Genomic DNA, 24,095 nt, shown 5'->3' with positions numbered 1-24,095 from the left:
ACGTCATCAGCGAGCGAAGTTGATCGACCCTCATGAACGAACCCGTCGAAAGGAAACAGGCATGAGCACTCCGGTGCACCTGAGCATCGCGGCTCTGAGCATCAACTGCGCCGACCCCGTCGCCCTGGCGGACTTCTGGGCACGAGTCCTCGGCCGGCCGGTCAACCCGGGCGCGACCCCCGCATACGCGGCGATCGACGCCACCGACCCCGCCGGCGGGCCGAAGATCACCCTCCACCATGACCCGGAGCTCAAGCCCGTCAGGAATCGGCTGCGCCTGGCCCTGCGCACCGACCGGTTCGAGACCGAGTCGCTGCGGCTGATCGGCCTCGGCGCCGAGTCCCTGGGCGACTTCGAGAAGCCCTCGTTGCGGTGGACCACGTTCGCAGACCCGGAGGGCAACGAATTCGACCTGGTGACATCGCAGCCTGCGTAGTCGCGGCGGTGCAACTGCAGTAGTTCTCCTGACCTCCCCACAACGGCCCCGGCCCCTGCCCACCAGCGGGAGACCGGGGCCGACCCTGCCACAGCGATGCTCCGCCGTCCGTGCCGCAGCCGAACCATGGTCGGCGGCGGAGAGAGCGGATCGGGACCGATCGGGGCACGAGGCCCCGATCAGCCCGAATGCTGCAAGGAGGGGTTGAAAGCCGGGTCGGCTCCGGAGCACTGCACGTCAGGTCGGCGCACAGCCGGACCCGCCAGTGCTAGATGTAGCCCTCGCGCAGTGCGTAGGCCACCGCATGGGCACGGTTGCGCAACTTGAACCGTGTCGTCACGGTGTGCAGGATGTTCTTGATCGTCCGCTCCGAGTACAGGAGCTTGACCGCTATCTCCCCGGTGTCCATACCGTCGGCCACCAGCCGCAGTACGTCGACCTCGCGCGGCTCCAGGCCGAAGTCGGCGGAGGTACTCTCCTGCGCCGGGCCTTCGCCCCACCGGTGGCGGCCCATGCATCCGATCAGTTTCCCCAGCAGGTCGGGGGGAAGGTCGCCGTGTCCCCGGTCGGCGGTGAGGACGGCTTGGCGCAAGCGCTCCCCCGTCACCTCGCGGCGCCACAGGATCGTGGTCACACCGAGCGAGACGACATTGAGCAGCTCCGGCTCCTGGATCCGCTCCAGGACCAGCACCACGCGCGTCCTCTCGCCCCGAACGAGTTGGGACAGCCTCGTCAGGGCCGTCTGGTCGAAGGTGTCGGCGATCAGCAGCGCCACCCCGGCTCCGGTCTGCTGGTTGCCGTCCACGAGCGATATCTCCGGACACGGCCGGAGGTAGCTCACCACGCCGGCCCGGGAGAGCGGGTCCGGGGCATGAATGGCCACCGGGATCGATCGGGTCGTACGAACGTCGTCGGCCTGCTGCGGCACGGCGTTTGGTTCCTTTCTTTGCGCCTGACGGTGCACCTGCCGCCTCCAGGCGGCAGCACCCCGTCAGGACCGGTCGGCAAAGGCATCGACCGCACGCGACACCGTCATTCCTTCTCCTGTGCTGCTGGTGGCACCGCAGGAGTTCCCCATGTCCGCCGACGGCTCGGCTGACATGCGCGTTGGGCGCAAGCTAGCTGCTGCCGATCAACAAAAGATTGACGGGACCCTACCTGTGGTGCCGCCGAGGGTGGTTCGCGCTCGCTCCGACGGGCGCAGTTTGCAATGTCGGCACCTTGGTAGGACGATCCGTGTCGTACAGCCGGTTCCGCGCGTACCTGCGTGCGGCAGATCGAATGCGCGAGGACACGTGACCGACACGACGCCACCGTCGGTGACCGGAATGCGGCGGGCCCGGAGCTGCGGTCCGTCCGGCTGCGGTCCGTCCGGCTGCGCTTCCGTCTGGCGGTGACGGGCATCGGAGAGCCCCACGGTGCGTCGACCCCGGGTGGCGGGAGACAGCTGCGCCTCTGCCTGCTCGGGCCGGTGCAGGCTTGGCTGGGAGAGACCGAGCTCGATCTCGGTCCCCCCCAGCAGCGGGCGATGCTTGCTGCGTTGGCGCTCCGGGCGCGCCGGATCGTCTCCGTCGACGAGCTCATCGACGCCCTGTGGGAAGAGCCTCCGGCCCGCGCCGTCACCGTCGTGCGCACCTACGTCTCGCGGCTGCGGCGCGTGCTGGAGACGGACCGGGCGCATCCGACGGTTCTGGTGTCCTCGGGCAGCGGCTACGTGTTGCGGCTGGCCGCGGAATCCGTGGACGTCGAAGTGTTCGAGACCTGGGTCGCGGCGGCAGGCCGGGCCCGCACCCTGGGTGACACCCCCGGTGCGGTCGAGCTGCTCAAGGAGGCGTGCGAGCTGTGGAACGGCGAGCCGCTGGCCGGGCTGCCGGGGCCCTTCGCCCAGGCGCATCGGGCCCGGCTGGTCGAACGGCGACTGGCTGCCGTCCAGACGTGGTTGGCGACGGAGCTGGAGGCGGGGAGGCACGCAGGTGTCATCGGTGAGCTGACCGTCTGGGTGAACCAGCATCCCCTGCTGGAGCCGATGCGGGAGCTGCTGATGCTGGCGCTGTGGCGCAGCGGACGGCAGGCCGAGGCGCTGGGGGTGTTCGCCGACGGCCGTCGCGCGCTCATGGAGCAGCTGGGCGTCGACCCGGGGCCACGCCTGCGCGAGCTCCATCAGGGAATACTGTCGGGCGATCCGAAGCTGGCCGCGCCGGCCGTGCTGCCGGTGCCGGCCTGCGGCGCAAGGGTCGGGCCGCCCGGTTCCTCCTGGTTCCCTCCGGCGCAGTTGCCCGCCGACATCGCCGACTACACCGGCCGGGACGTGCTCGGCCGGGCCATGTGCGCCGACCTGACCGCTGATGGCCCGGCCATGCCGGTGGTGGGGGTGTCCGGCATGGGCGGGGTGGGCAAGTCCACGCTCGCCGTGCATGTCGCCCATGCCGTGTGCGACCGGTACCCCGACGGTCAGCTGTACATCAACCTCCGCGGGGCCAGTGCCTTTCCGGCCGACCCCGGCGAGGTGCTGGCCGCCTTCCTCGGCGCGCTGGGCGTGGCCGACGCAGCGATCCCCCAGGGGACCGCGGAACGAGCCGCGTTGTTCCGGTCCCGGGTGGCGGGCCTGCGGGTGCTGATACTGCTGGACGACGCCCGCGACGGCTCCCAGATCGGGCCGCTCCTGCCCGGCAGCCGGTCGTGCGCGGTGCTGGTGACCAGCAGGGCATATCTGGCGGGGACGCCGATGACGCGGCAGGTGGGCCTGGAGCCGCTGACCTTGGAGGAGTCGGTGCGGCTGTTCGCGGCGATCGCCGGGGAGTCACGGGTGGCCGCCGAGCCCGATGCGGCCCACCGGCTGGCGGAGGCCTGCGGCTTCCTGCCGCTGGCGGTGCGGACCGCGGCATCCCGCCTGGCTGCCCGCCCGGCCTGGCACCTGTCGCACATGGTTGCCCGCCTGGCCTCCGAACGCCGGCGTCTGGCCGAACTGGAGACCGGTGAGCTGGCTGTCGCCGCGTCGTTCCGGCTCAGCTACGACCAGCTCGACCGCGAGGCCGCCCGCGCGTTCCGGCTGCTGGCGCTGCCGGACGGCCCGGGCATATCGTCGGCGGCCGCCGCAGTGCTGCTGGCGCTGCCGGAGCAGGTGGCCGAACGGCTGGCCGAGTCACTGACCGATCTGGGACTGCTGTCCTGCCCGTACCCGGGCCGCTACCAGTACCACGACCTGCTGCGGCTGTTCGCGCGCCAACTGGTCCAGGAGGAGGACGGCGCCGTCGCCGAGCGGGCCGCCGTCGAGCGGTTGCTGCGGCACTACCTGGCGACCGTGGCCGGCCTGTACCGAGTGGTCAGGCCCGGCTACCCCTTCCCCGACCTGGTGGCGTCGGAGGTCGCCGAGCGGAGGTTCGACGGACCGGTCGACGGACTGCGCTGGGCCAGGCAGGAGATCCCCGCCGTCCTGGCGGTGGCCGAGCAGGTCTCCCGCGACCCTGACGGTCCGTTGGCGGTGGCCGCGGATCTGACGCTGGTGCTGATCCAACTGATCGACCTGGGCATGGCCGTGCAGGAGCTGTGCGACCTGGCCGGGCGCATCGCCGAGGCCACCCGCGCGGCCGGCCTGCCGCGGAGCGAGGCGCGTGCCCGCTACACGCTGCTCTGGGCCCAGCGGGAGTTGCAGCGCAATCGGCAGGCCCACGCCGAAGCGACCCGGGTGATCGCGTTGGCGCGGCAGACCGGGCAGGCCGCCCTGCTGCCCCCCGCACTGATCGCACTCGCGCTGAGCAGCATCGGCCACTGCGCTGCGGAGGAGGTCGCTGCCTGGTGCGACGAGGCCGTCAGCCGGACCGTGGAACTGGGGAACCGGTCCTCGCACGCCTTCGTCGAGGGGATGGCTGCCCTGGCCGATGTCGCCATCGGCCGGCCGGAGTCGGCGCGCCGCCGGGCCGAGCGCAGTCTGGCGACCTTCGAGGAACTCGGCGACTTCGTCGGTCAGGTCCACATGCTCTACGCCCGGGCGACGGCGCTGCACGGACTGGGCCTGTTCGAGGCGGCCTGCGAGGACTACCAGGAGTGTCTCGGCGCCCTGCGCACGCTCGGCTCCTGGGACCGGATGCCGGGTGTGCTCGTGGGACTGGCCGAGTCCTGCCGGGCCGCCGGACGGCCGACCGAGGCGTTGGAGGCGGCCGAACAGGCGTTGGCGATCGCCCAGGAGGTCGGTCTGGAACACCGCAGGGCCAACGCGCTGACCGCCCTCGGTCATGCCCTGTGCGACCTCGGGCAGGACGACCGCGGCCGGGCCTGCCTGGCTGAGGCACAGGCCGAGTTCGAACGACTCGCCACGCTGGGTGGGTGAGTCCCCCGCGTCCGGGTGCGGGCAGGGAGGCCTGCCCGATTGGGCACTGTCGGCCTGCGCCACGCCATCCCTGAAGTCACCTCATTGACACCAAACTTTGGTCTAGTCCAATGTGGTGCAGCAAGGTCAACCGCACGAGCCCCGCTCCCCGGCCCGCCCGGGACTCACCCAGCCCATCCAACCCGACTACATCATGGCAGCTTCGAGGGCGCATGCGGCGTTGCCGTGCCTTGGTCCTCGGACGCGCACCCGGACCTGACGATCGATCGATCGCGGCCGTGGGCACGGGGGCCGCGCACGCGCGCCCGGGCCGGGTACGCCCGGTTCGCCGACCGTCCGGCTCTTCCGCCGGCGCCTCCCCCTCTCATCGATCAACTGACTACTGATGCAACGAACCTGACGACCAGACGGAGAGTCCCACACTATGCAGCGAGTCTGCCTCGCCCTGCCCACCATGCGTGCCTGCCCCGGCACTGTCGTGGACCTCGCCGAGGAGGCGGCCTACGCCGTCGCGACCTTCGGGGTCGAGGTCCACCTCCTCGTCCTCGACACCACCGAAGCCGCCGAGTTCGCGAAGAACGCGGACGCGGTGGCCTCACTGACCCCCACTCCCGGCGTGTTCGTCCACCACCTCGGCAACGCGCAGCAGCGGGAGTTCCTGCGCGGGGTGGCCGAGCGCTCCGGCGCCGCCGACCCCGAGCTGCTGCTCGACCTGATGCTCCCGCAGGGCGTCGCGTACGGCTCCTGCGTCAACCGGCTCTTCCTCGCCGCGGCCGCCCTGGGCTGCACCTCGGCGCACCTGCGCAACGACGACTTCGACTTCCAGGTCGTCGACGGTCGGAAGATGTTCCCGATCCACCACGAGTTGCTCTCCATCGGCAAACCGGCCGGCGAGGCGGTGGCCGGCGTGTCCCTCTCCAAGCTCGACCCCGCCGACGCGGACAAGCCGGTGATGCTGGTCAGCGGCTCCTTCATCGGCGAACTCAACGTGGACATCGGCGAGATCCAGGAGCTGAACCCGGCCGTCTACCGCGACCTGGTGCGCCTGTGGACGCCGCCGGTGTGGTCGGACGAGGACCGGGACGCGATGGTGGACGTCTCCTTCAAGGGCGCCGGCTCCGAGCCGTTCGGCGCCGACGACTCCGTCCTCGGCGTGCCGGACATCTGGGACGTCTACATGTGCAACATCGCCCTGGACCACCGGGCCTACGAGGTGCTGCCGCTGCTGCCGTCGATCCAGACCATCGGCAGCGACTACGCCCTGCTGCACGCCCTGGTCCACGCCCGGCTGCCCGGCGTCGTCCACAAGCGGCACATCGTCAACTACTACACCCCCGAACGCCGCATCGGCGCCGGCTTCATCTCCTACCAGATGCGGTTCGTGAAGTTCCTGCTCTCGATGCTGTACCTCTACCCGGTCTACGGCGGGATGATCGACCTCGGCCGCGGGATGCTGGACGAGCAGAACGGGCTGATGGTCGAACCCATCCTCGACCTGGTGCGGGGCACCGTCGGCTGGGACCGGGCCGGGAACGAGCACTGCCTGGACGTCGTGGACCGCTCGTACCGCGCGCTGGGCGGCAAGTACACCGAGCTCGCGGACGTGGTGGCCGGGCAGCGCCAGCAGCTCCTGGACGAGGCCCAGGAGGACGCCGAGCGCTGGGCCGTGCTGGTGGAGGCCTGGGCGGGGATGGTCGCCGCCGCCCGCGCGGAGGGCCTCGGCGTGGACGGCGCGGCCGGGTGAGCGGGGAGTTCCTGATCCGGCAGCTGACCGACGACGACTGGGACGCCGTGGTCGCGCTGGAACACGACGCCTACGCGGCCGACGGCCTGTCGGAGGGCCGGGAGTCACTCCAGTCCCGTGCCCTCGGCTCGCCGGGAACCTGCTTCGTGCTGGAGCAGCACGGCGCGGTCCGCGGCTACCTGCTCAGCCTGCCGTACCCGCCGCTGCGCTGCCCGGACCTCGCCGAGGCGGAGGAGACCGCGTTCGAGTCGGGCAACCTGCACGTGCACGACCTGGTGATCGCCGAGGAACTGCGCGGCCGGGAGATCGCGGAGGAGTTCATGCGGTACTTGCAGGCGCGGGCGGCGGAGTTGGAATTCGAGCAGATCTCGATGGTCGCGGTGCGCGGCACCGACATCCTGCTGCGGCTCCTCGGCTACCGCGCCAACCGGGAGGTGGCCGTCCCCGCGTCCTACGGGCGGCGCGCGGTCTACATGTCGATGCCCGTGCACTGACAAGCGACGCTGTGCGTGGTGACGCCGCCGGCGGGTCCGCCCCCTGCACCAGCTGCCGTGTCGACCGCCCCGTCGGGGATGCGTCGGCCCGTCGGCGGCGTCACCCGGACGCGCCTCCACTCCACTGTGCAGGTGACGGGTACTCAGATCCGCTTGCCGTGACGGATTCCGGCGGCCGAAGGAAGGATGCGCCAGGGCCGCAGGACGCCGCTGTGTCCGGCCCCGGGGTGCCGCGCACTCTGCATGGCTGCGGCTGTCCACCAGCCGACGGCGGGTGGACAGCCGTCGTTCCGGCCTGCCCGGGCGTCGATCAGGGGCGTTCAGGGCAGGCGCGGGGCGACCCAGCTGCGGTGACGGACCGTGAAGGGACGGTCGACGTCGGCGGCGACCGCCGCGCGGAACGGGCCGGGCACCGTGACGTCGGTCAACCACAGCGGGCCGGGCCCCAGCGGGCCCGCGTCGGCCAGCCGCAGCGGCGAGGGGCCGGCCAGCGGGAGGCCGAGGCCCTGGGCGAGCCGGCCGCCGTGGACCTTGACGCAGGCCTCGCGACGGCACCAGAGCCGGGTGAAGCGGTCGGCGCTGACGGCCGGGGTCGGTGCTTCGAGGACGAGCGCGGCGTCGGGGGCCGGGAAGTGGCGTTGGGCGATCCGCGCGCCGACGCCGGGTGGGCGGATCTCCTCGACGTCCGCGCCGACCCGGCGCCCGTAGGCGACCGCCAGGACTGCCAGGGCGCCCGAGGCGGACCAGTTGACGTGGATCCTTTCGGAGGCCGGCGGGAGGACGGGCGCGGGTTTGCCGTGCGGGCCGCGCTGCCACACCAGGTCGGCGGCTCCGGTGCCGAGCCGGTCGGCGACCAGCAGCCGGACAGCGCCCCTGACCACGGTGAAGCGCTCGCCCTGAACCGGGTCGTGGGCCCGGTCGGCCCGGTCCCGTTCATCGGGGTCGAGCAGGCCCCGCAGTCGGCGCACGACGGCCGGGGGCTGGTCGGTGCAGAGGGTCCAGACGTCGATCACGTCGGCGGCGTCGACCGTCTCGCCGACGGGATCGGCGTTCACGGCAGCGACAGGGTGCTGAGCCTGCCCAGACGCCGGTCGTGGTCCGCGACCAGCAGTGGGCCGGAGGCTTCCGGGCGCTGTGCGAGGCGGTCGGCCAGCAGGGTCCAGACGCCGGTGAACGGCTGTCCCGGTCGGGCCGTCCCGACGGCTTCGGGGGCGCCGTGGGGGTCGGAGTCCGCCGGCCGGGCGGCGCCGGCCAGGTCTGCGGCCAGCAACAGTCCGGCCCCCAGGCCGAGTTCCCGGTGGTCGGCGAGTACCGACCGCAGGGCCTGCGATCCGTCCGGCTGCGCCTCCTGGCGGATGCGCATGCCCGCCCCCGCGCCCTCCTCACAGACCAGGACGACAGCGCGGTGCTCCTCGGGCAGGCCGACCGGCTCGGGGGCCTCGTAGTGCAGGGCGCTCTGCTCGGCGAGGACGACCACTGCCCGCCGACAGCCACCGGTGCGGTGGTGGGCGGCGGCGATCCGAAGAGCCGTGAAGGCTGCCGCGCTGCCCTGGTCGCAGACGGCGAAGGCGGTCGGCTGCCCCGGGCAGTGCCGGCTGAGGTGGAGGGCGCTGGGCGCCCCGGGCCGGACGTCGGGGGAGGAGAAGGCGAGGATCAACAGGTCCGCGGGTTCGTCTGCGGACAGGGCCCTCCCGACCAGGCCCTCGGCCATCTGACCGTAGTCGTGGCCGACCCCCTCGCTCAGCAGGTCCTCGCGGAGCGGCAGGCCGTACGGGCGGACCAGGTCGCCGACGAAGGTCCGCAGATCAGGATGGAGCGAGGCTTCGGAGCGGCCGTCGAATCCGGCCGCGACCGCCCTGGTGACGCGCAGCCCCCGGGCCTCGGCGGGCACCGGGTCAGTCCTCGTCGACGAGGTGCCCGGCGACATAGTCGGTGAGACTGTTGACCGAGCGGAGGTCGTCCACCCCGAGGTGCTCGATGTCGACCTGGATGTCGAGCTCCGCCTCGATTTCGAGGACCAGCTCGATGGTGCCGGAGGAGGTGAGGCCGTAGTCCTCGAAGAAGCAGGCGTTCTCCGGGATGGCGGCGAGCTCGATGTTGAGGACGCGGGGCAGGACTTCCTCGATGCCGCGCATGATGCGGCCGCGCAACTCGGTGTCGACCGGTTCGGTGGTGGAGAGGGCGGAGTCTGACATGGGTGAACCGTCCCGTGGTGGGTGATGGGGATACGGGGGCGAGGCGCTGGTGCGCGCGCGGCGGCAGTCCGCCGACGGCACGTCAGTGCCGGAGGGCCATGGCCGAGAAGGTTGCGCCGACGCCGGCGGCGGCGATCAGGTAGTGGTCACCCGGCCGGAGCAGTCCGCCGGTGATGGCCGTGCGGAGGTTGATGAAGGCGTCCGCAGCGAAACTGTGCCCGACCGAGGGCACGTTGTCCAGCACCACCTGGTCGACAGGATAGCCCAGCTGACGGCAGATCATGCGCCAGGAAGCCTGGTTGACGTTGTGCGGAAGCACCAGCGCGATCCCGGAGAGGTTTAGACCAGCCTGATCGAGCGCGGCCTCCAAGGTTTCGATCATGGTGGACTGGTACTCCCGCTGGTAGCGCACCAGCAGTTCCGGGTCCTCGGCCAGCCGGCCGTCGAACTCGGGCCGCTGGCGGACCGCGTAGGAGAGCACGCGGTCGCGGGCGCCGTCGGGGCTGACCAGGCAGGCGGCCGAGGCCTCGGCGAAGATCGAGGTGTCCGGGACGACCTGGGCGTCCCGGGTGAAGGTCTTCTCCCCCGCCACCACCAGCGCCAGCGCCGACGGATCGGCGTCGTCCGCCAGCAGTCGCCCGGCGAGGTCGACGGCCAGCAGAGAGGCCGCGCAGGCCTGCTGGGTGACGGTGAACGCGTTGGCCCGGGTGAGGCCGAAGCGTTCCTGGAGTTGGTGCAGGGGGTTGAGCGGATAGGGCACCGCGACCGGCATGCTGCGTGCGTGCAGCAGGTACCGGACCCGGTGTTCGTTGCCGCGCAGTTCGGGAAGGCCCCGAACTGCGGCGTCCAACAGGTCGAGCAGCGTCCCGTCCGGGTCCAGGCGCACCTGGTCCAGGCCGTGGAAGCGGCGGAAGAGTCGAAGTTGGCGTGGGGTCAGGCCGATCCGCGCGCCCACGTCCTCGATCGATTCGAGTCGTGGGGGGAGGTGGACGGCCACTGCCTCCAGTGCTGTCACCCGGGCTAGTATTCCCACGCTCCGCGGGTCGCACAAGTGATCACCGACCCGGAGCCCTCCCTCTCACCCCGATGCCGTCGAGCAGGTGGAGCCCCAGATGACCGATTTCCAGGCTTCCTTCGTACACCCCGAAACCGATTCCGACCTGTCCCCCGACACGCCGTCCGCGCCGCCGCCCCCGCTGGACCCGGAGCTCGTGGCGCTGCTGGTCACCGCCGCCGATGCGCTGCCCGAATGGGCAGAGCTGGTGGTGCCCCATGCCCGACTCGACGCTGATCTGGCCCTGGACGAAAGCGAGTTCGCGGTCCTCGACGCGTTGCTGCGGGAACGCTTCGGCGCCGATCTGGGCGCGCTGCGGGCCGGCCTGGACCTGGATGCGCTGGCCGCGCTGACCGTCGGCGACCTGGCCGAGCTGGTGCGCCGATGAGCCGCTTCCTGATGGTGGTGCCCCCGCTGACCGGGCACGTCAATCCGGCGTCCGGAATCGCGGAGGAGCTGGCCGCGCGCGGCCACGAGGTGGCCTGGACCGGCACCGAGACCGTGTTCCGTGCGCTGCTGGGCCCGGACGCACGGGTCTTCGGCACCGGCACCCGGGCGTTCCGGGCGCTGGGGGGCCACGGCCTGGCCTCGCTGCGCTCGCTGTGGGAGGGCTTCGTCGTCCCGTACGCGCGGTTCACCACCAAGCCGCTGGACGCGGTGGTGCGGGAGTTCCGGCCCGACGCGCTGCTGGTGGACCAGCACACCCCGGCCGGCGCGCTGATCGCGCACCGACACGGACTTCCGTGGGCGAGCCTGGCGCCGGGGGCGATGGAACTGGGCCGCCCGTACCGGGCCCTGCCGCAGGTCGAGGCCTGGACGGCGGGCCTGCTGGCAGAGCTGTGGCGGCGGGCCGGGCTCCCCGCCGCCGAGTTCACGGATCCGCGGTTCTCGCCGCACCTGGTGCTGGCCACCACCGGCCGGGCGCTGCTCGGCGACCTCCCGCTACCGCCGCAGTGTGCCCTGGTGGGACCGGTGCTGACCGAGCGTTCGGCGGATCCGGCCTTCCCGTGGGAGCGGCTGGACCCGGGCCGGCGCACCGTCCTGGTCACCATGGGAACCATGTCGGACGCGGTCGGCGCGGACTTCCTGGACCGCACCGTCCGCGCCGTGACCCGTTACGGCGAGGGCATCCAGGCCGTGATCGCCGCGCCCCGGGGGGCACTGCCCGCCGACCTCCCGGACAGCGTGGTGGTGGTCGATCGGGCACCGATTCTGGAGCTCCTGTCGAAGGGTGCGCTGGACGCGGTGCTCTGCCATGGTGGGATGAACACCGTGGGCGAGTCGCTGGCCCACGGCGTCCCCCTGCTGATGGCGCCGATCCGGAACGACCAGCCCTTCGTGGCGCAGCGGGTCGCCGAGGCCGGAGCCGGCCTCCGGGTTCCGTTCGCCCGGGTCGGCCCGCAGGTCATCGCCGAGCGGCTCCGGCAGGTGCTCGACGAAACCGCCCACCGAACCGCTGCGCAGCTGATCGGACGTCAACTGATGTCCGGTGGTGGGGCCGTGTCGGCCGCCGACAGGCTCGAAGCACTGGTCACGGGCTCGCCGACAGTTTCCTAAATTGGTCTAGGCCATTGTTTCCTGGGTGCCCGAGCCTCTAGGGTGAGGCCGAAGCACCGGTTCCCAGGAGCCCCGCATCCCATCCCAGCACGGGAGTTCTGGTTGATCGAGACCCAGGGACTTCGTAAGTCCTATCCGTCCGGAAAACACGGCCGAACCGTGGTCGATGCCGTCCGCGGCATCGACCTGGACGTCCGACCAAGTGAGATCTTCGGCTTCCTCGGCCCCAACGGCGCCGGGAAGACGACCACCCTGCGAATGCTCGCCACCCTCATCCGCCCCGACGGCGGCAGAGCCCTGATCGCCGGCGCCGACCTGATGGCCGACCCGGCCGGGGTCCGCCGCCGGATCGGCTACGTCGCCCAGGGCGGCGGCACCACCGACGCGGTCACCGCCCGCGAGGAACTGGTGCTGCAGGCGAGGATGCACGGCAGCCGCAAGGCCGAAGCCCACGGGCAGACCGAGGACGCCCTCAAGGCCTTCGACCTCACCGACTTCGCCGACCGTCCCTGCAGCACCTACTCCGGCGGCCAGCGCCGGCGGGTGGACATCGCCCTCGGGGTGATCCACGCCCCGAAGGTGCTGTTCCTCGACGAGCCGACGGTGGGCCTCGACCCGGCCAGCCGCAGCCAGGTGTGGGCCGAGATCAAGCGGCTGCGCACCGAGGGCATGACGGTGGTGGTGACCACCCACTACCTGGACGAGGCCGACGCGCTCTGCGACCGGGTCGCGATCGTCGACCAGGGCCAGGTCGTCGCCGAGGGCACGCCCGAGGCACTCAAGCGCGAGATCTCGGGCGACGTCGTCCTCCTCGGAGTCGCCGCGGACGAGACCGGGCCCGCAGCCGACGCCCTCCGCGACCAGCCCTACCTGCACCGGCTGGAGCAGGGCGAGGACGGTCTACGGCTCTACCTGCACGACGGCGCCGCGGCCATCCCGCAGCTGCTGCGCGTCCTGGACGGGGCCGGCGTCGTCCCCGGGACCGTCCAGCTCCAACGGCCGAGCCTGGACGACGTGTTCCTGGCCCGCACCGGCCGCTCCATCGAACAGTCCTGACAATCTCCCTGGGGTCCCTTCCGTGAAGCTCGCCCGTGACACCTGGCTGGTCTTCCAGCGGCAGTTGCTGCTGATGTGGCGTACACCGATCTGGATCGTCGTCGGGGTGATCCAGCCGATCTTCTACCTGCTGCTGTTCGCCCCGCTGCTCAGGAAGGTACTGGCGCCCATGGGCGCCACCACCTACGCCGAGGCCTACCAGATATACGTCCCCGGCCTGTTGGCGGTGCTCTGCATCTTCGGCGGGCTCTACACCGGATTCAGCCTGCTCGGCGAGCTGAAGGCCGGCATCATCGAGCGCTCCCGGGTGACCCCGGTCAGTCGGCTCGCCCTGCTGCTGGGGCGGGCCTTGCGCGAGGTGGTGGCGCTGCTCGCCCAGGCGGTCCTGATCACGCTGATCGCGCTGCCGTTCGGCCTGCGGGTCGCCCCGCTGAGTCTGCTGCTGGCCTACCTGCTGCTCGGGCTGCTGGCGCTGATGACCTCGGCCATCTCGTACGGCATCGCCCTGGTGCTGCCCAACGACTCGGCGATGGCGCCGGTGGTGAACACCCTCGCCCAACCCATCGCCCTGCTCTCCGGAACGCTGCTGCCGCTGGCGCTCGCGCCGATGTGGCTGCAGTCGATGGCCAAGTGGAACCCCTTCTACTGGGCGGTGGAGGGCATGCGGGCGCTGTTCTCCGGCCACCTCGGGGACAACGTGGTCTGGCAGGGGCTGCTGATCGTCCTGGTGATGACGGTCGCCGCGGTCTACTGGTCGGCCCGGCTGTTCTCGGCCCGGATCCGGTAGCGGTCCGGGAGCGGTCCGGGAGCTGTCCCGGAGCTCCTGAGCCGGTACGGAGGAGAAGAGAAGAGGGGAGGGGCCGGGCGAAGAACCCGGCCCCTCCCTTCTTCCGTACCCGGTTGCGTTCAGCCTGCGGACTCCCGGACGAAGTCGGCCAGCCGGGCCACACCCGCCTCGATCTGCTGCTCGCTCAGGGCGCTGATGGAGAGCCGCAGCCGGCGCTCGCCGCCGCCCGCCGGGTAGAAGGCGGCCATCGGGGTCCAGAGCACCCCGTGGTCGCGGGCGCAGCGTTCCATCGCCGCCTGGTCCGCGGTGAACGGCACGTCCAGCACGACGAAGAAGCCACCCTCGGGCTCGGTCCAGGACAGACCCAGTCGGGCCCGCTCGGCCGCCGGGAACTGTCGCTCCAACTCCCGCAGCAGCGCTGCGAGGTTGGCCGCGTAGTAGGCGCTCGCGGGGGCGTTGGCGGCCCGCAGCCGGCAGTCGTGGCGCAGCAGCAGCCCACCGATCACGGCCTGGCTGAGCGCCGGGGTGTTGACCGTGGTCATGCTCTTCAGCTTGGCCAGTTCGTCGGCGAGCAGACTGGTCCGGCCGGCCGGCGTGACCACCTCCTGGTCGGCGACGACGTAGCCCAGCCGGGCGCCGGGGAAACAGGTCTTGGCGAAGGAGCCGAGGTAGACCACCTGCCGGCGCCGGTCCAGGGCCTTCAGGGTGGGCCGGGCGCCGGGCCCTCGGGCGAAGAAGCCGTACGGGTTGTCCTCGATCACCAGCAGCCCCTCCTCGGCCGCCGCCGCCAGCAGTCCGGCGCGGGCCTCGACCGGCATGCTGGTGCCGGACGGGTTGGCGAAGTCGGGGACCACGTAGAGCGCCCGCGGGCGGCGGCCGGAGGCCCGGACGGCGCGGGCCGCCTCGTGCACGGCCTGCGGGTCCGGGCCGCCCCCGGGTCCTTCGGGCACCGGGACCGTCGCCAGGTCGAGCAGCCGGGCGGCGCCGGTGACGCCGACGTAGCAGGGCGAGCTGACCAGCAGGACGTCCTCGGGCGTGGCGCAGAGGGCGCGCAGCACCAGCAGCATGCCCTCCTGGGCGCCGACGGTGAGCACCAGCGACTCGGGGGCCACGTCCAGCCCCTCGTCGTTGGCCAGGGTGCGGGCGACCAGGTCGGCGATGATGCCCTTGGTGGGCCCGTACTGGAACAGTGCGCTGCGCACGGCGCTGCGGCTCAGGCCGCGATCGGCGAGGTGGGCGAGGTAGGTGTCCAGGTACTCGTGGACGCTCTCGGGCTCGAAGAACCCCTCGTGCGGGCGGCCGGGGGCGAAGGACAGCGCGTCCGGATAGCGCTCGGTGACCTCGTTGAGGAAGGTCATCGCATCCAGCAGCGGGTCCGCGAGGCTGGCGTGCAGCTCGCCCAGCAGCAGGGGCGCGGTCTCCGGACCGGTCGTCGCCCCGGTGGCGGCGGCGCTCACTGCAGGGCCTCGCGCAGCCGCTCGGCGGCGTACCGCTGCGCCTCACGGCCGCCGTCCAGGACGCCGGCCATGGCGAAGAAACCGTGCGGCATGCCCTCGTAGCGGCGAGCCTGCACCGGGACGCCGGCGGCCCGCAACGCCTCGGCGTACAGCTCGCCCTCGTCGCGCAGCGGGTCGTACTCGGCGGTGATCACGGTGGCGGGCGGCAGTCCGGCCAGCGAGGGCGCGCGCAGCGGCGAGGCCAGCGGGTCGGCGCCGTCGGCCGGGTCGGCCAGGTAGTGGCCCCAATACCAGTCGACCGAGCGGCGGTTGAACAGCAGCGGGTCGTCGTGCTCGCGGAGCGACGGGGTGTCTGCGCCGTGGTCGGTGTTGGGGTAGACCAGCAGTTGGTGGCGCAGCGCGGGGCCGCCGCGCTCGCGGGCGAGAAGGGTGAGCGCGGCGGCGAGGTTGCCGCCGGCGCTGTCGCCGGCCACGGCCAGCCGCTCGGGGTCGATGCCCAGGTCGGCGGCGTGCCCGGCGATCCACTCGGCGGCGGCGGCGACGTCGTGGACGGCTGCCGGGAAGGGGTGCTCGGGGGCGAGTCGGTAGTCGACCGAGACGGTGACGCAGCCGACGGCGTTGGTGAGTCGGCGGCAGATCGCGTCGCCGGTGTCCAGTGAGCCGAGGGTCCAGCCGCCGCCGAACAGGTAGAGCAGGGCGGGCAGTGGACCGGCCGGGACGGCGTGGGCGAACGGGCGGTGGATCCGCAGGGTCAGCGGTCCGCCGGGGCCCGGAACGCCGAGTTCCTCGACCGAGCCCACCGGTTCCGGGTTCCCGGCCGAGGCCCGGATGTCGGCGAGGTCGGCGGCGCGCGCCTCGGCGGTGGTGAGGGAGTAGAGCGGGGGCGTACCGGCCTCGGAGCGCTGCTGGCGCAGGGCCTCGGCCTGGGGGTGCAGTGGCAAGGGATGTCCTGGAATCGGCCGGCGGTCAGCGGCGGCGGTCGGGGGCTGGAGGGGTGGCGGCGGCCGGGGGTTCGGAGCCGGTCGGCCGGGCCACCACGGTGTGGTCGAGATCGGCCAGTCGTGGTCTGCCGAGCAGGGCCATCGTGTCGTCGAGTTCGGTCTGCAGGAGGCCGAGGATCCGGGCGACGCCGTCCTCGCCGTCGACGGCCAGGCCCCACAGGACCGGGCGGCCGACCAGGACGGCCCGGGCGCCGAAGGCGATCGCGAGAGCGACAGCTGTGCCCGTCCGTACACCGCCGTCCAGCAGAACGGGCAGATCCGGCGGCACTGCGGCGACCACTTCGGGCAGAGCCGAGAGCGTCGCCAGGGCGCCGTCGAGTTGGCGGCCGCCGTGGTTGGAGACCACGACGGCGTCGACACCGTGCTCGGCGGCCAGCCGGGCGTCCTCGGCGGTGAGGATCCCCTTGAGGACGATCGGCAGGCTGCTGCGCTCCCGCAGCCAGGAGAGGTCCGCCCAGGTCAGCGTGGGGTCGAACTGCTCCCTGGCATGGTCGGCGATACCCGAACTCCCCTCGCCGGCCCGGTGGCTGGCGGCCATCAGGCTCTGGTCGAGGTTGACCGCGCGGATGTGCGCGGGAACGGCGAAGCCGTTGCGGGCGTCGCGCAGCCGCCGGCCGATCCGAGGGGCGTCCACGGTCAGCACCAGCGCCCGGAAGCCGGCCGCCTCGGCCCTCTCGACCACGGCGGCCAGCGCGTCGCGGCGGCGCAGCCAGTACAGCTGGAGCCAGAGCGGGCCGGTCGCGGCCTCGGCGATGGATTCCAGGGTGCGACTGGCGAAGATCCCGGCGACCATGAGCGCCCCCGCACGGCCGGCCGCACGGGCGGTGGCGACTTCGCCCTCGGCGTGGAACAGCTGGTGGTAGGCCATGGGCGCGACGCCGATCGGGGTCCGCAGCCGGCTCCCGAGCAGGGTGAGGCCCTGGTCGGTGCTAGAGACGTCGACGAGCGTGCGCGGGCGCAGGCGGCAGTGTTCGAACTGGGCCAGGTTGGCGGCGAGGGTCCGTTCGGCGCCGCTGCCTCCCTGCACGAAGTCCCAGATTTCGGCCGGAAGTCGGGCGCGGGCTGCGCCTTCGAAGTCCGCCAGTTCACGTGGTTCCACAGACTGCCTCTCCGGGCAGGCCTCGCTCGGGCCGGCTCCGGCTCGGCAGCGTAGGAGGCCGAGCCCTCATTGGTCTAGACCTTGCTTTCGCTCGATCGTCTGTGTAATCGTCAGGACTCGAAACCGACCACGATGACTGTGCCCGCTGTCCATCCAACCTCCCCTTCGTGGAGTGGCGTTGACCGGCTCTTTTCCTCTCCCCCCCACCCTGGCCGAGGCCTCGATCACCGAGGCCCCGCACGACTGGGTGGATCGCCTCCTCCTGTCCGGCCCCGATCACCAGGAGTGCCTGCGCTTCGGTGATCCCGTGGACCGCGCCACCCTGCGCGGCCTCGTCACCGAGCAGGCCGAGCGGCTCACCGCCGCCGGCCTGTCGACCGGCGGCACGGCCGCGCTGCGGCTGGCGCCCTCGCTCGGCTACACCGCCGCGCTGCTCGCCTGCTGGCAGCTGGGCGCCCAGGCCGTGCTGCTGGACCACCGACTCACCGACCACGAGGTCGCGCTCGCCGTCGAACGGCTGGCACCCCAGGTCCTGGTGGAGTCGGCGCACCGCTCTGCGGCGACGCTGCGCGGCTTCGCCGAGACCGACCCGGTGCCGGTGGCGCTGCCGGGCGGCCGCCCGGCCGCCACCGGCCACGCCCTGGTGCAGCTGAGCTCGGGCTCGACCGGTCCGGCCAAGGTGATCGCCCGCACGGCCTCCGACCTGCTGCGCGAGCTGGACTGCTACCGTCGGCTGGAGCTGTTTCCCAAGGCCGGGGAGCGGGTTGTCCTGCTCTCCTCGGTCGTCCATGTCCTCGGCCTGGTCGGCGGGTTGCTCAACAGCCTGCACGCCCGGGTACCGCTGACCGTCCCCGAGCGGATGACCACGGCGGGCATCCTGGCCTCGATCGCCGAGGACGACCGGCCGACCACCGTGATCGGCGTCCCGTTCCACGCCGAACTGCTGGCCGGTGCGACCGCTCCCCCGCCGCTGCCGCAGCTGCGCCGGATGATCGTCGCCGGCGAGTTGGTCCGCCCGGGACTGCCCGCCGCCTTCACCGCCCGGTACGGCGTGCCCCTGGGCACCATGTACGGAATGACCGAGCTCGGGGTCATCGCCACCGACCTCGACGGCACCCTGCACCCCCAGGCCGAGCCGGTCCACGGCATGGACCTGCGTGAGGAGGGCGGCGAACTGCACATCGCCATGAGCGCCTCCCCCTACCCCGGCCTCACCGACCCCACCCGCTGGTCGGACGGCCGACTGCACACCAGGGACGCCGGCCGGGTCGATCCGGCGGCCCGCCGGGTCACCGTACTCGGCCGGCGCGACTCCCAGGTCTCCATCGGCGGCCTCAAGGTCGACCTCACCGAGGTCGAGCACACCCTCGCGGCGCTGCCGGAGGTCCGCGAGGCCGTGGTGGTCTTCGCGGACGGCGCCATCGAGGCCTATCTGGCCACCGAGCACGCCGCCGACCCGGCCGCCGTCCGCAACACCCTGACCCGCGAACTGGCCGCCTTCAAAAGGCCCAGGCGGCTCTCGCTCCTGCCGGCCCTGCCCCGCACCGCCACCGGCAAGCTCGTCCGCGACACCACGGCGCTGCGCGCCGCCGCGGACGCGGCTGCCACGCCCGCACCCTGATCCGGCGCAGGCACCACCGCACCGAAGCCCGACACAGCACGAGGAGCACCACCATGCACGAGCACATCCGCACGTTCGTCCTCGCGGCACTCACCGAGATGAACTACGACGTCTCCGAGGTCACCGGCGACACCGACCTCGGGCCGGCCGGACTCGACCTCGAGTCACTGGCCCTCGCCGACCTGTCCGTCCAGGTCGAGGACACGTTCGGGATCAAGTTCGACCTCGACGAGATGGAGGCCACCGCGCTGATGACCCTCGACCAGTTCACCGCCGATGTGGCCCGACGGGTCGCCGCCGCCCCGACCGCCGCCGGCAGCCCCGCGTGAGCACGCCCGTGCTGCCGGACCGGGCCGAGGTCGTGGAGATCCTCTCGGCATTCGGACAGCGTGCCGCGAGCAGCGTTCCCGAGACCCTCGGATCACTCGAACTAACCTGGCTGACAGCCGAGTTCGAGCAGCGTTACGCACTCCGGCTGGAACTCTCCGACGAGCAGTTCGAGGCCGTCCGCACCGTGGACGACGCCGTCGCGGTGCTGCGCGACGCCGTACTCGCCGCCACCCCCTCCCCCAACGCCGGTGCCGGTGCCGGGGCCGGGGCCACCGGATCCGGCGGGGTCACCCGGTCATGAGCACCAGTGCACCGTCGGCCGTCCGGCCGGTGTTCACCGGTCTCGGAGTGCTCAGCGCCTTCGGCCGCGGGCTCGCCCCGCTGGCGGCCGCGACCGCCCGGGCCAGGACCGGCTTCACCGAGGTGACCCGCTTCGACGTCAGTCGGCGCGGCACCCGGCGGGCAGCCCTGCTGCCCGATCCGCCGCCGCTCGCCCGAGCAGTGCTCGGCGCCCTCGCCGACGCGTGCCACCAGTCCGGGCTGCCCGTCGGACCCGGTGACACGCCGCTGCTGCTCGCCCTCCACAGCGATCTGCGCACCGGCGAGGTGGCCGAGGCCGTGCGCCGGGGCTCCGCCGCCCTCGGGCTGCCCGGGGTCACCCGGGTCTACACCGGCGCCTGCGTGGCGGCCGCCACCGCGGTGGCCGACGCCGCCGCCCTGGTCGCTTCCGGCCGGCACCCCCGGGTGGTGGTCGCGGCCGGCCACCTGGTGGAGCCGGGCGTCTTCGCCGCCTTCGACGCGGGCCGGGCCCTGGCCCGCGACGGGGAGTTGCGGCCGTTCAGCAGCGGGCGGACCGGCACCCTGCTCGGCGACGCCGCAGCGGCCGTGGTCATCGAGGCGGACGCTGCCGCCGCGCGGCGTGGCAGGCGCCCGCTGGCCCGGCTCGCCGGCTGGGGCCGGTCCGGCGACGCCCATCACGTGTGCCGTCCGCACCCCGACGGCGAGGGCGTGGCCCGTGCCACCCGGGCCGCGCTGGCCCGGGCGGGTGTCGCCCCGGCCGAGGTGGGCTACGTCAACGCCAACGGCACCGGTTCGCCGATGTCGGACCTGGCGGAGGCACGGGCGCTGCGCGAGGTCTTCGGCGACGCCCTGGAGGGACTCCCGGTCAGTTCGAGCAAGTCCGTCCACGGCCACGCCCTGGAAGCCTCCGCGCTGCTCGAACTCGTGGTCACCATAGCCGCGTTGGACAGCGAAGAGCTGCCGGTCAACGCCGGCTGGCTGGGCCCCGACCCGGAGATCGGCCTGAACCTCGTCCTGGCGGGAGCGGGCGGGAACCACCCCCGCTACGCCCTCAGCCTCAACTCGGCGTTCGGCGGCGCCAACACCGCGCTCCTGGTCGCCGCCGCATGAGCGGACTGCACACGCTCGCCACCGCGACCTGGCCGCCCCCGCAGGGGACCGGCGAGCTGCCTCCGTTGCCCGGCTTCTCGGCCTCCACCTTCAACCCCCTGGTGGCGGCCGTCGCCGAGCTCTGCCTCACCCGGCACCACGCCCGACCCGAGCGGAAGGGCGACCGCACCGGGCTGGTCCTGGCCAGCGCCGGAGGCGACCGCGCCACCGCACTGGCCATCGACACCGCCGCCGCCTCCGGGCGCCGGATGCCGCCGCTGCTGTTCTTCCAGTCCAACCCCAACGCGGTCCTCGGGCACATCGCCGCCCGCTGGGGGCTGACCGGCCCGCTCGTCGCCATCAGCCCCCGGAAGGCCTCCCCGCCCGGCCGGATCCCGGCCGACGCACTGGAGTTGGCCACCCTGCTGGTCGCCGACGGCGATGCCGAACAGGTCCTGGTCATCGCCGCGGAGCAGGCCGAACCGGCCGGGGGCACCGACCATGCCACCGCCGTCCTGGTCGCCGCCGGCTGACCCCCGCGCCCCACCGGCGCGCCCCGTGACCGCACATCCACGCACACCGCACCCGCATGGCCAGCGCCATGGGAGGGATCCATCACCGTGAGCATCCGCAGTATCCGCAGCCTCCTGGCGGGCGACCCGGACGTCGGCGCAGGAAACGTGCTGACCAGCAGGATCGCCCTGGGCATCGGTCTCGACGAGCCGCTGCTGACCTTCGACACCGCGGTGGACGACCACGCCTCCTGGGAGCCGTTCACCCTGCGCGAGGTCGACCGCGCCGTCCGGGCCCGGGCGGCCGCGCTCCACGCCCTCGGAGTCGGCCGTCGGGACCCGGTGGTGGTGTACGCGACCGCCGCCGCCGACCACGTCCTGTCCTTCCTGGCGCTGGTCCGGCTCGGTGCGATCCCGGCGCTGCTCAACCCCGGGGTGGAGGGCGAGCGAGCGGCCCGCTACATCGCCCGCCTCGGCGCCGTCGGCATTCTCACCGACCCCGAGCACCGGGACCAGCTGGCCGGGCACGACCCGGCGGCCCCGGTGCTCGCCGACGCCTCCGAGCTCGGCTCCGGCGACCCGGACGCGGCGCCCGAGCCGTACCGGCACTCGGCGGACGACCCGGTGGCGATCACCCACTCCTCCGGCACCACCGGGATCCCCAAGGCCGTGGTGCACTCGCACGCCAGCCTGTACGCGGCGCTCCGCCACCGTGCCACGCTGCCGCGCCCGCAGGGCTCGGACCGGATGCTCAGCGCCCTGCCCGCCCCGCACGCGGCCACCCTGATCGCGGTGAACTTCGCCCTCAGTACGCACGGCGAACTCGCCCTGCTCTCGAAGCAGTCCGGCGACGGCGTGCTGGACGCCATCGAGAGCTGGGGTCCGCGCGGCGTGATCGGCTTCGCCGTCACCTGGGCCGACCTCGCCCGCCACGACCTGAGCACCCGGAGGCTCGACACGATCGCGCTGTGGTGGAACACCGGGGACTGCGCCCACGAGGCGCACATCCGCCGGCTGATCGCCACCGGCTCGCGCGACACCGTCACCCGCCAGGGCCGCGGCCGCGAGCCGGGCTCGGTGTTCGTCGACGGCCTGGGCTCGACCGAGATGGGCCACTCGCACTTCTTCATCACCCACGCCCCCGGCACCGAGAAGTACGGCCGCTGCGTCGGCCGTCCGCACACCTTCGTGGACTGCGAGGTGGTCGGCCCGGACGGCGAGCCGCTCGGCCCCGGCGAGGTCGGCGAACTCGCCACCGCCTCCCCGACCCTGGCGCCCGGCTACTGGAACGACTCGGTCGGCACCTACCGCACCCGGCTGCGCGGCCGCTTCCTCACCGGCGACCTGATGTACCGGGACGAGGAGGGCTTCTACTACCACGTCGACCGGCTGGTGGACTCGGTCGACCTGGGCGACGGCAGGCGGCTGTACACCGCGATGTCCGAGGAGCGGGTACTGGCCCGCGTCCCCGGGGTCCTGGACTGCACGGTCGTCGCGGTGAAGGACGGCCACCGCGTGGTCACCGACGTGCTGCTGACCCTCGCGGACGGCGCCGACCCGGCCGCCGACCGCACCGCGGAGGTCCTCGCCGCGCTCGACGAGCACACCGCCGCCACCGTTCGCTCGGTCCTGGTGGTCGGCGACGACCACCTCCCGCTCGGCCCGACCGGCAAGGTCCGCAAGGTCCTGCTGCGCGAGCGCCACCTCGCCCCGGCGGGCGTCCGATGAGCCGGACCGTCAGCCGGACCCCGAGCCGGCCGGGCGCCGTCGTCACCGGGATGGGCCTGGTCACCCCGCTGGGCCGCAAGCCGGGCGAGGTCTTCGAGGCGCTGACCGCCGGGCGCAGCGGCATCGTCGCCGTGCCGGAGGGCCACGCCGCGCACGGCTGGCTGCCCGCCGCCGGGATCGCCCCGCACATCGACGGGCGGGAGGTGCTGCCGCCGACCGAGACCCGCTGCGTCGACCGCTTCGTGCTGCTGGCCCTGGCCGCCGCCGACGATGCCCTGGCCGACGCGGGACTGGTGGTCGGCCGCGACGTGGACGCCCGCCGCACCGCCGTGGTGCTGGCCACCGGCGGCGGCGGCCTGGAGACCTACGAGCAGCAGTCGCACGGCCGGCTGGAACGCGGCCGTCCCGCCGTCAGCCCGTACCTGCTGCCGGGGATGCTCTCCAACATGGCGACGGCCCGGGTGGCGATCAAGCACGGGATCCGGGGCCACAGCACCGCGATCGTGACGGCCTGCGCGGCCGGCGCCCAGGCGGTGGCCGAGGGGCTGCGGCTGATCCGGGCGGGCGACGCCGACGTGGTGGTGTGCGGCGGGACCGAGTCCCCGCTGCATCCGACGATCGCCGCCGCCTTCACCAACGCCCGTGCACTGGCCCAGGGTTGGGACGACCCGACGCAGGCGAGCCGACCGTTCGACCTCCGCCGCAACGGGTTCGTCCTGGGCGAGGGCAGCGCCGTCCTGATCCTGGAGAGCGCCGAGCACGCGGACGCCCGGGGCGCGGGCGGCTACGCCGAGCTGATCGGCTGGGGCTCGACCACCGACGCCCACCACCCGACCATGCCCCGCCCGGACGGCGAGGGCGCGGCCGACGCCATGCGCACGGCCCTCGCCAGCGCCGGCCTGGCCGCATCCGACATCGGCTACGTCAACGCGCACGGCACCGCCACCAAACTCGGCGACGTCGCCGAATCGGCGGCGCTCAACGCGGTGTTCGGCGAGCACCGGCCCGCCGTCAGCTCCACCAAGGGCGCCACCGGCCACCTGCTGGGCGCGGCCGGAGCGGTGGAAGCCGCGATCACCGCCCTGGCCGTGGCCCGCAGCCTGCTCCCACCCACCGTCAACCTGGACCAGCCCGACCCGGTGTGCGCCCTGGACCACGTCCGCGGCGCCGCCCGCCCGGCCGAGCTCCGGGCCGCGCTGAGCAACGCCTTCGCGTTCGGCGGCCACAACACCAGCCTGGTCTTCGGGCCGACGCCCACCCGCGCCGTCAGATAGGCCGCCACGCCTCCTCCATTCTCTCTCAACTCCT

General features: G+C 73.1%; 23 protein-coding genes. 15 read left to right on the top strand and 8 right to left on the bottom strand.

Annotated elements, in window-relative coordinates; all coding sequences use genetic code 11:
- The first annotated feature begins 61 nt into the window (after positions 1 to 61).
- Positions 62 to 436, top strand: coding sequence for a VOC family protein (locus BS75_RS40615; protein WP_034091788.1), 375 nt, complete (start codon positions 62 to 64; stop codon positions 434 to 436).
- A 268-nt stretch (positions 437 to 704) separates the two neighbouring features.
- On the opposite strand, the gene BS75_RS40610 is transcribed toward BS75_RS40615, so the two are convergent.
- Positions 705 to 1,364 (bottom strand): helix-turn-helix transcriptional regulator, encoded by a 660-nt coding sequence (locus BS75_RS40610; protein WP_042438026.1) that lies wholly within the window; start codon positions 1,362 to 1,364, stop codon positions 705 to 707.
- A 339-nt stretch (positions 1,365 to 1,703) separates the two neighbouring features.
- Between BS75_RS40610 and BS75_RS43735 the strand changes: the two genes are divergently transcribed.
- The 3 genes from BS75_RS43735 to BS75_RS40595 all read left to right on the top strand — a co-directional run bounded on the left by BS75_RS43735 (position 1,704) and on the right by BS75_RS40595 (position 7,001).
- Positions 1,704 to 4,763 (top strand): AfsR/SARP family transcriptional regulator, encoded by a 3,060-nt coding sequence (locus BS75_RS43735; protein ID WP_081983088.1) that lies wholly within the window; start codon positions 1,704 to 1,706, stop codon positions 4,761 to 4,763.
- A 424-nt stretch (positions 4,764 to 5,187) separates the two neighbouring features.
- Positions 5,188 to 6,507 (top strand): DUF6271 family protein, encoded by a 1,320-nt coding sequence (locus tag BS75_RS40600; protein ID WP_034091787.1) that lies wholly within the window; start codon positions 5,188 to 5,190, stop codon positions 6,505 to 6,507.
- A complete protein-coding gene (locus tag BS75_RS40595) occupies positions 6,504 to 7,001 on the top strand; it encodes a GNAT family N-acetyltransferase (RefSeq protein WP_034091786.1) in 498 nt (165 codons plus the stop codon). The genes BS75_RS40600 and BS75_RS40595 overlap by 4 nt, the downstream gene beginning before the upstream one ends.
- Positions 7,002 to 7,321: 320 nt before the next feature.
- On the opposite strand, the gene BS75_RS40590 is transcribed toward BS75_RS40595, so the two are convergent.
- From BS75_RS40590 to BS75_RS40575, 4 genes are all read right to left on the bottom strand, one after another.
- A complete protein-coding gene (locus tag BS75_RS40590; protein ID WP_052070375.1) occupies positions 7,322 to 8,056 on the bottom strand; it encodes a 4'-phosphopantetheinyl transferase family protein in 735 nt (244 codons plus the stop codon).
- On the bottom strand, positions 8,053 to 8,892 hold the full coding sequence (locus BS75_RS49705) for a hypothetical protein (protein WP_052070372.1): 840 nt from the start codon (positions 8,890 to 8,892) through the stop codon (positions 8,053 to 8,055). The genes BS75_RS40590 and BS75_RS49705 overlap by 4 nt, the downstream gene beginning before the upstream one ends.
- 4 nt (positions 8,893 to 8,896) lie before the next feature.
- Positions 8,897 to 9,196 (bottom strand): acyl carrier protein, encoded by a 300-nt coding sequence (locus tag BS75_RS40580; RefSeq protein WP_042438024.1) that lies wholly within the window; start codon positions 9,194 to 9,196, stop codon positions 8,897 to 8,899.
- An 82-nt stretch (positions 9,197 to 9,278) separates the two neighbouring features.
- Entirely contained in the window at positions 9,279 to 10,211 is a 933-nt protein-coding gene (locus BS75_RS40575; protein ID WP_034091785.1) for a 3-oxoacyl-[acyl-carrier-protein] synthase III C-terminal domain-containing protein, read from the bottom strand.
- 97 nt (positions 10,212 to 10,308) lie between these two features.
- Here BS75_RS40575 and BS75_RS40570 point away from each other — a divergent pair, with 97 nt between their 5' ends.
- The 4 genes from BS75_RS40570 to BS75_RS40555 all read left to right on the top strand — a co-directional run bounded on the left by BS75_RS40570 (position 10,309) and on the right by BS75_RS40555 (position 13,650).
- Complete coding sequence (locus tag BS75_RS40570; RefSeq protein ID WP_034091784.1) at positions 10,309 to 10,638, top strand: hypothetical protein; 330 nt, start codon at positions 10,309 to 10,311, stop codon at positions 10,636 to 10,638.
- On the top strand, positions 10,635 to 11,807 hold the full coding sequence (locus tag BS75_RS40565; protein WP_034091783.1) for a glycosyltransferase: 1,173 nt from the start codon (positions 10,635 to 10,637) through the stop codon (positions 11,805 to 11,807). The genes BS75_RS40570 and BS75_RS40565 overlap by 4 nt, the downstream gene beginning before the upstream one ends.
- A gap of 102 nt (positions 11,808 to 11,909) precedes the next feature.
- Positions 11,910 to 12,863, top strand: a complete 954-nt coding sequence (locus BS75_RS40560) for a daunorubicin resistance protein DrrA family ABC transporter ATP-binding protein (RefSeq protein ID WP_034091782.1) — start codon at positions 11,910 to 11,912, stop codon at positions 12,861 to 12,863.
- A gap of 22 nt (positions 12,864 to 12,885) precedes the next feature.
- Entirely contained in the window at positions 12,886 to 13,650 is a 765-nt protein-coding gene (locus tag BS75_RS40555; protein WP_034091781.1) for an ABC transporter permease, read from the top strand.
- Between the two features lie 119 nt (positions 13,651 to 13,769).
- Here the strand turns inward: BS75_RS40555 and BS75_RS40550 are convergent, their stop codons facing one another.
- Genes BS75_RS40550 through BS75_RS40540 form a run of 3 tightly spaced genes read right to left on the bottom strand, consistent with a single transcriptional unit; the run spans position 13,770 to position 17,207 of the window.
- A complete protein-coding gene (locus BS75_RS40550) occupies positions 13,770 to 15,107 on the bottom strand; it encodes an aminotransferase class I/II-fold pyridoxal phosphate-dependent enzyme (RefSeq protein WP_042438023.1) in 1,338 nt (445 codons plus the stop codon).
- Positions 15,104 to 16,048 (bottom strand): alpha/beta hydrolase, encoded by a 945-nt coding sequence (locus BS75_RS40545; RefSeq protein WP_081983086.1) that lies wholly within the window; start codon positions 16,046 to 16,048, stop codon positions 15,104 to 15,106. The genes BS75_RS40550 and BS75_RS40545 overlap by 4 nt, the downstream gene beginning before the upstream one ends.
- A 25-nt stretch (positions 16,049 to 16,073) precedes the next feature.
- Positions 16,074 to 17,207: an alpha-hydroxy acid oxidase gene (locus tag BS75_RS40540; RefSeq protein ID WP_042438020.1), complete on the bottom strand. Its 1,134-nt coding sequence runs from the start codon at positions 17,205 to 17,207 to the stop codon at positions 16,074 to 16,076.
- 172 nt (positions 17,208 to 17,379) lie between these two features.
- Here BS75_RS40540 and BS75_RS40535 point away from each other — a divergent pair, with 172 nt between their 5' ends.
- The 7 genes from BS75_RS40535 to BS75_RS40505 all read left to right on the top strand — a co-directional run bounded on the left by BS75_RS40535 (position 17,380) and on the right by BS75_RS40505 (position 24,061).
- Positions 17,380 to 18,828 carry a class I adenylate-forming enzyme family protein gene (locus BS75_RS40535; RefSeq protein WP_081983085.1) on the top strand — a complete coding sequence of 483 codons (1,449 nt, stop codon included), beginning with the start codon at positions 17,380 to 17,382 and terminating at the stop codon, positions 18,826 to 18,828.
- 53 nt (positions 18,829 to 18,881) lie between these two features.
- Complete coding sequence (locus BS75_RS40530; protein ID WP_034091780.1) at positions 18,882 to 19,157, top strand: acyl carrier protein; 276 nt, start codon at positions 18,882 to 18,884, stop codon at positions 19,155 to 19,157.
- Positions 19,154 to 19,459, top strand: coding sequence for a hypothetical protein (locus tag BS75_RS40525; protein ID WP_034091779.1), 306 nt, complete (start codon positions 19,154 to 19,156; stop codon positions 19,457 to 19,459). Before BS75_RS40530 ends, BS75_RS40525 begins: the two co-directional genes overlap by 4 nt.
- Positions 19,456 to 20,568 carry a beta-ketoacyl synthase N-terminal-like domain-containing protein gene (locus BS75_RS40520; RefSeq protein ID WP_034091778.1) on the top strand — a complete coding sequence of 371 codons (1,113 nt, stop codon included), beginning with the start codon at positions 19,456 to 19,458 and terminating at the stop codon, positions 20,566 to 20,568. The genes BS75_RS40525 and BS75_RS40520 overlap by 4 nt, the downstream gene beginning before the upstream one ends.
- Entirely contained in the window at positions 20,565 to 21,080 is a 516-nt protein-coding gene (locus BS75_RS40515) for a beta-ketoacyl synthase N-terminal-like domain-containing protein (protein ID WP_034091777.1), read from the top strand. The genes BS75_RS40520 and BS75_RS40515 overlap by 4 nt, the downstream gene beginning before the upstream one ends.
- Before the next feature lie 87 nt (positions 21,081 to 21,167).
- Positions 21,168 to 22,787, top strand: coding sequence for a class I adenylate-forming enzyme family protein (locus BS75_RS40510; protein ID WP_034091776.1), 1,620 nt, complete (start codon positions 21,168 to 21,170; stop codon positions 22,785 to 22,787).
- A complete protein-coding gene (locus BS75_RS40505) occupies positions 22,784 to 24,061 on the top strand; it encodes a beta-ketoacyl-[acyl-carrier-protein] synthase family protein (protein WP_042438018.1) in 1,278 nt (425 codons plus the stop codon). Before BS75_RS40510 ends, BS75_RS40505 begins: the two co-directional genes overlap by 4 nt.
- The last annotated feature ends 34 nt before the right edge of the window (positions 24,062 to 24,095 follow it).

This window comes from Streptacidiphilus albus JL83 (assembly GCF_000744705.1).
GTDB lineage: Bacteria > Actinomycetota > Actinomycetes > Streptomycetales > Streptomycetaceae > Streptacidiphilus > Streptacidiphilus albus.
The sequence above is the reverse complement of the archived record's forward strand: the minus strand, read 5'-3'. Positions and strand labels throughout refer to the sequence as shown.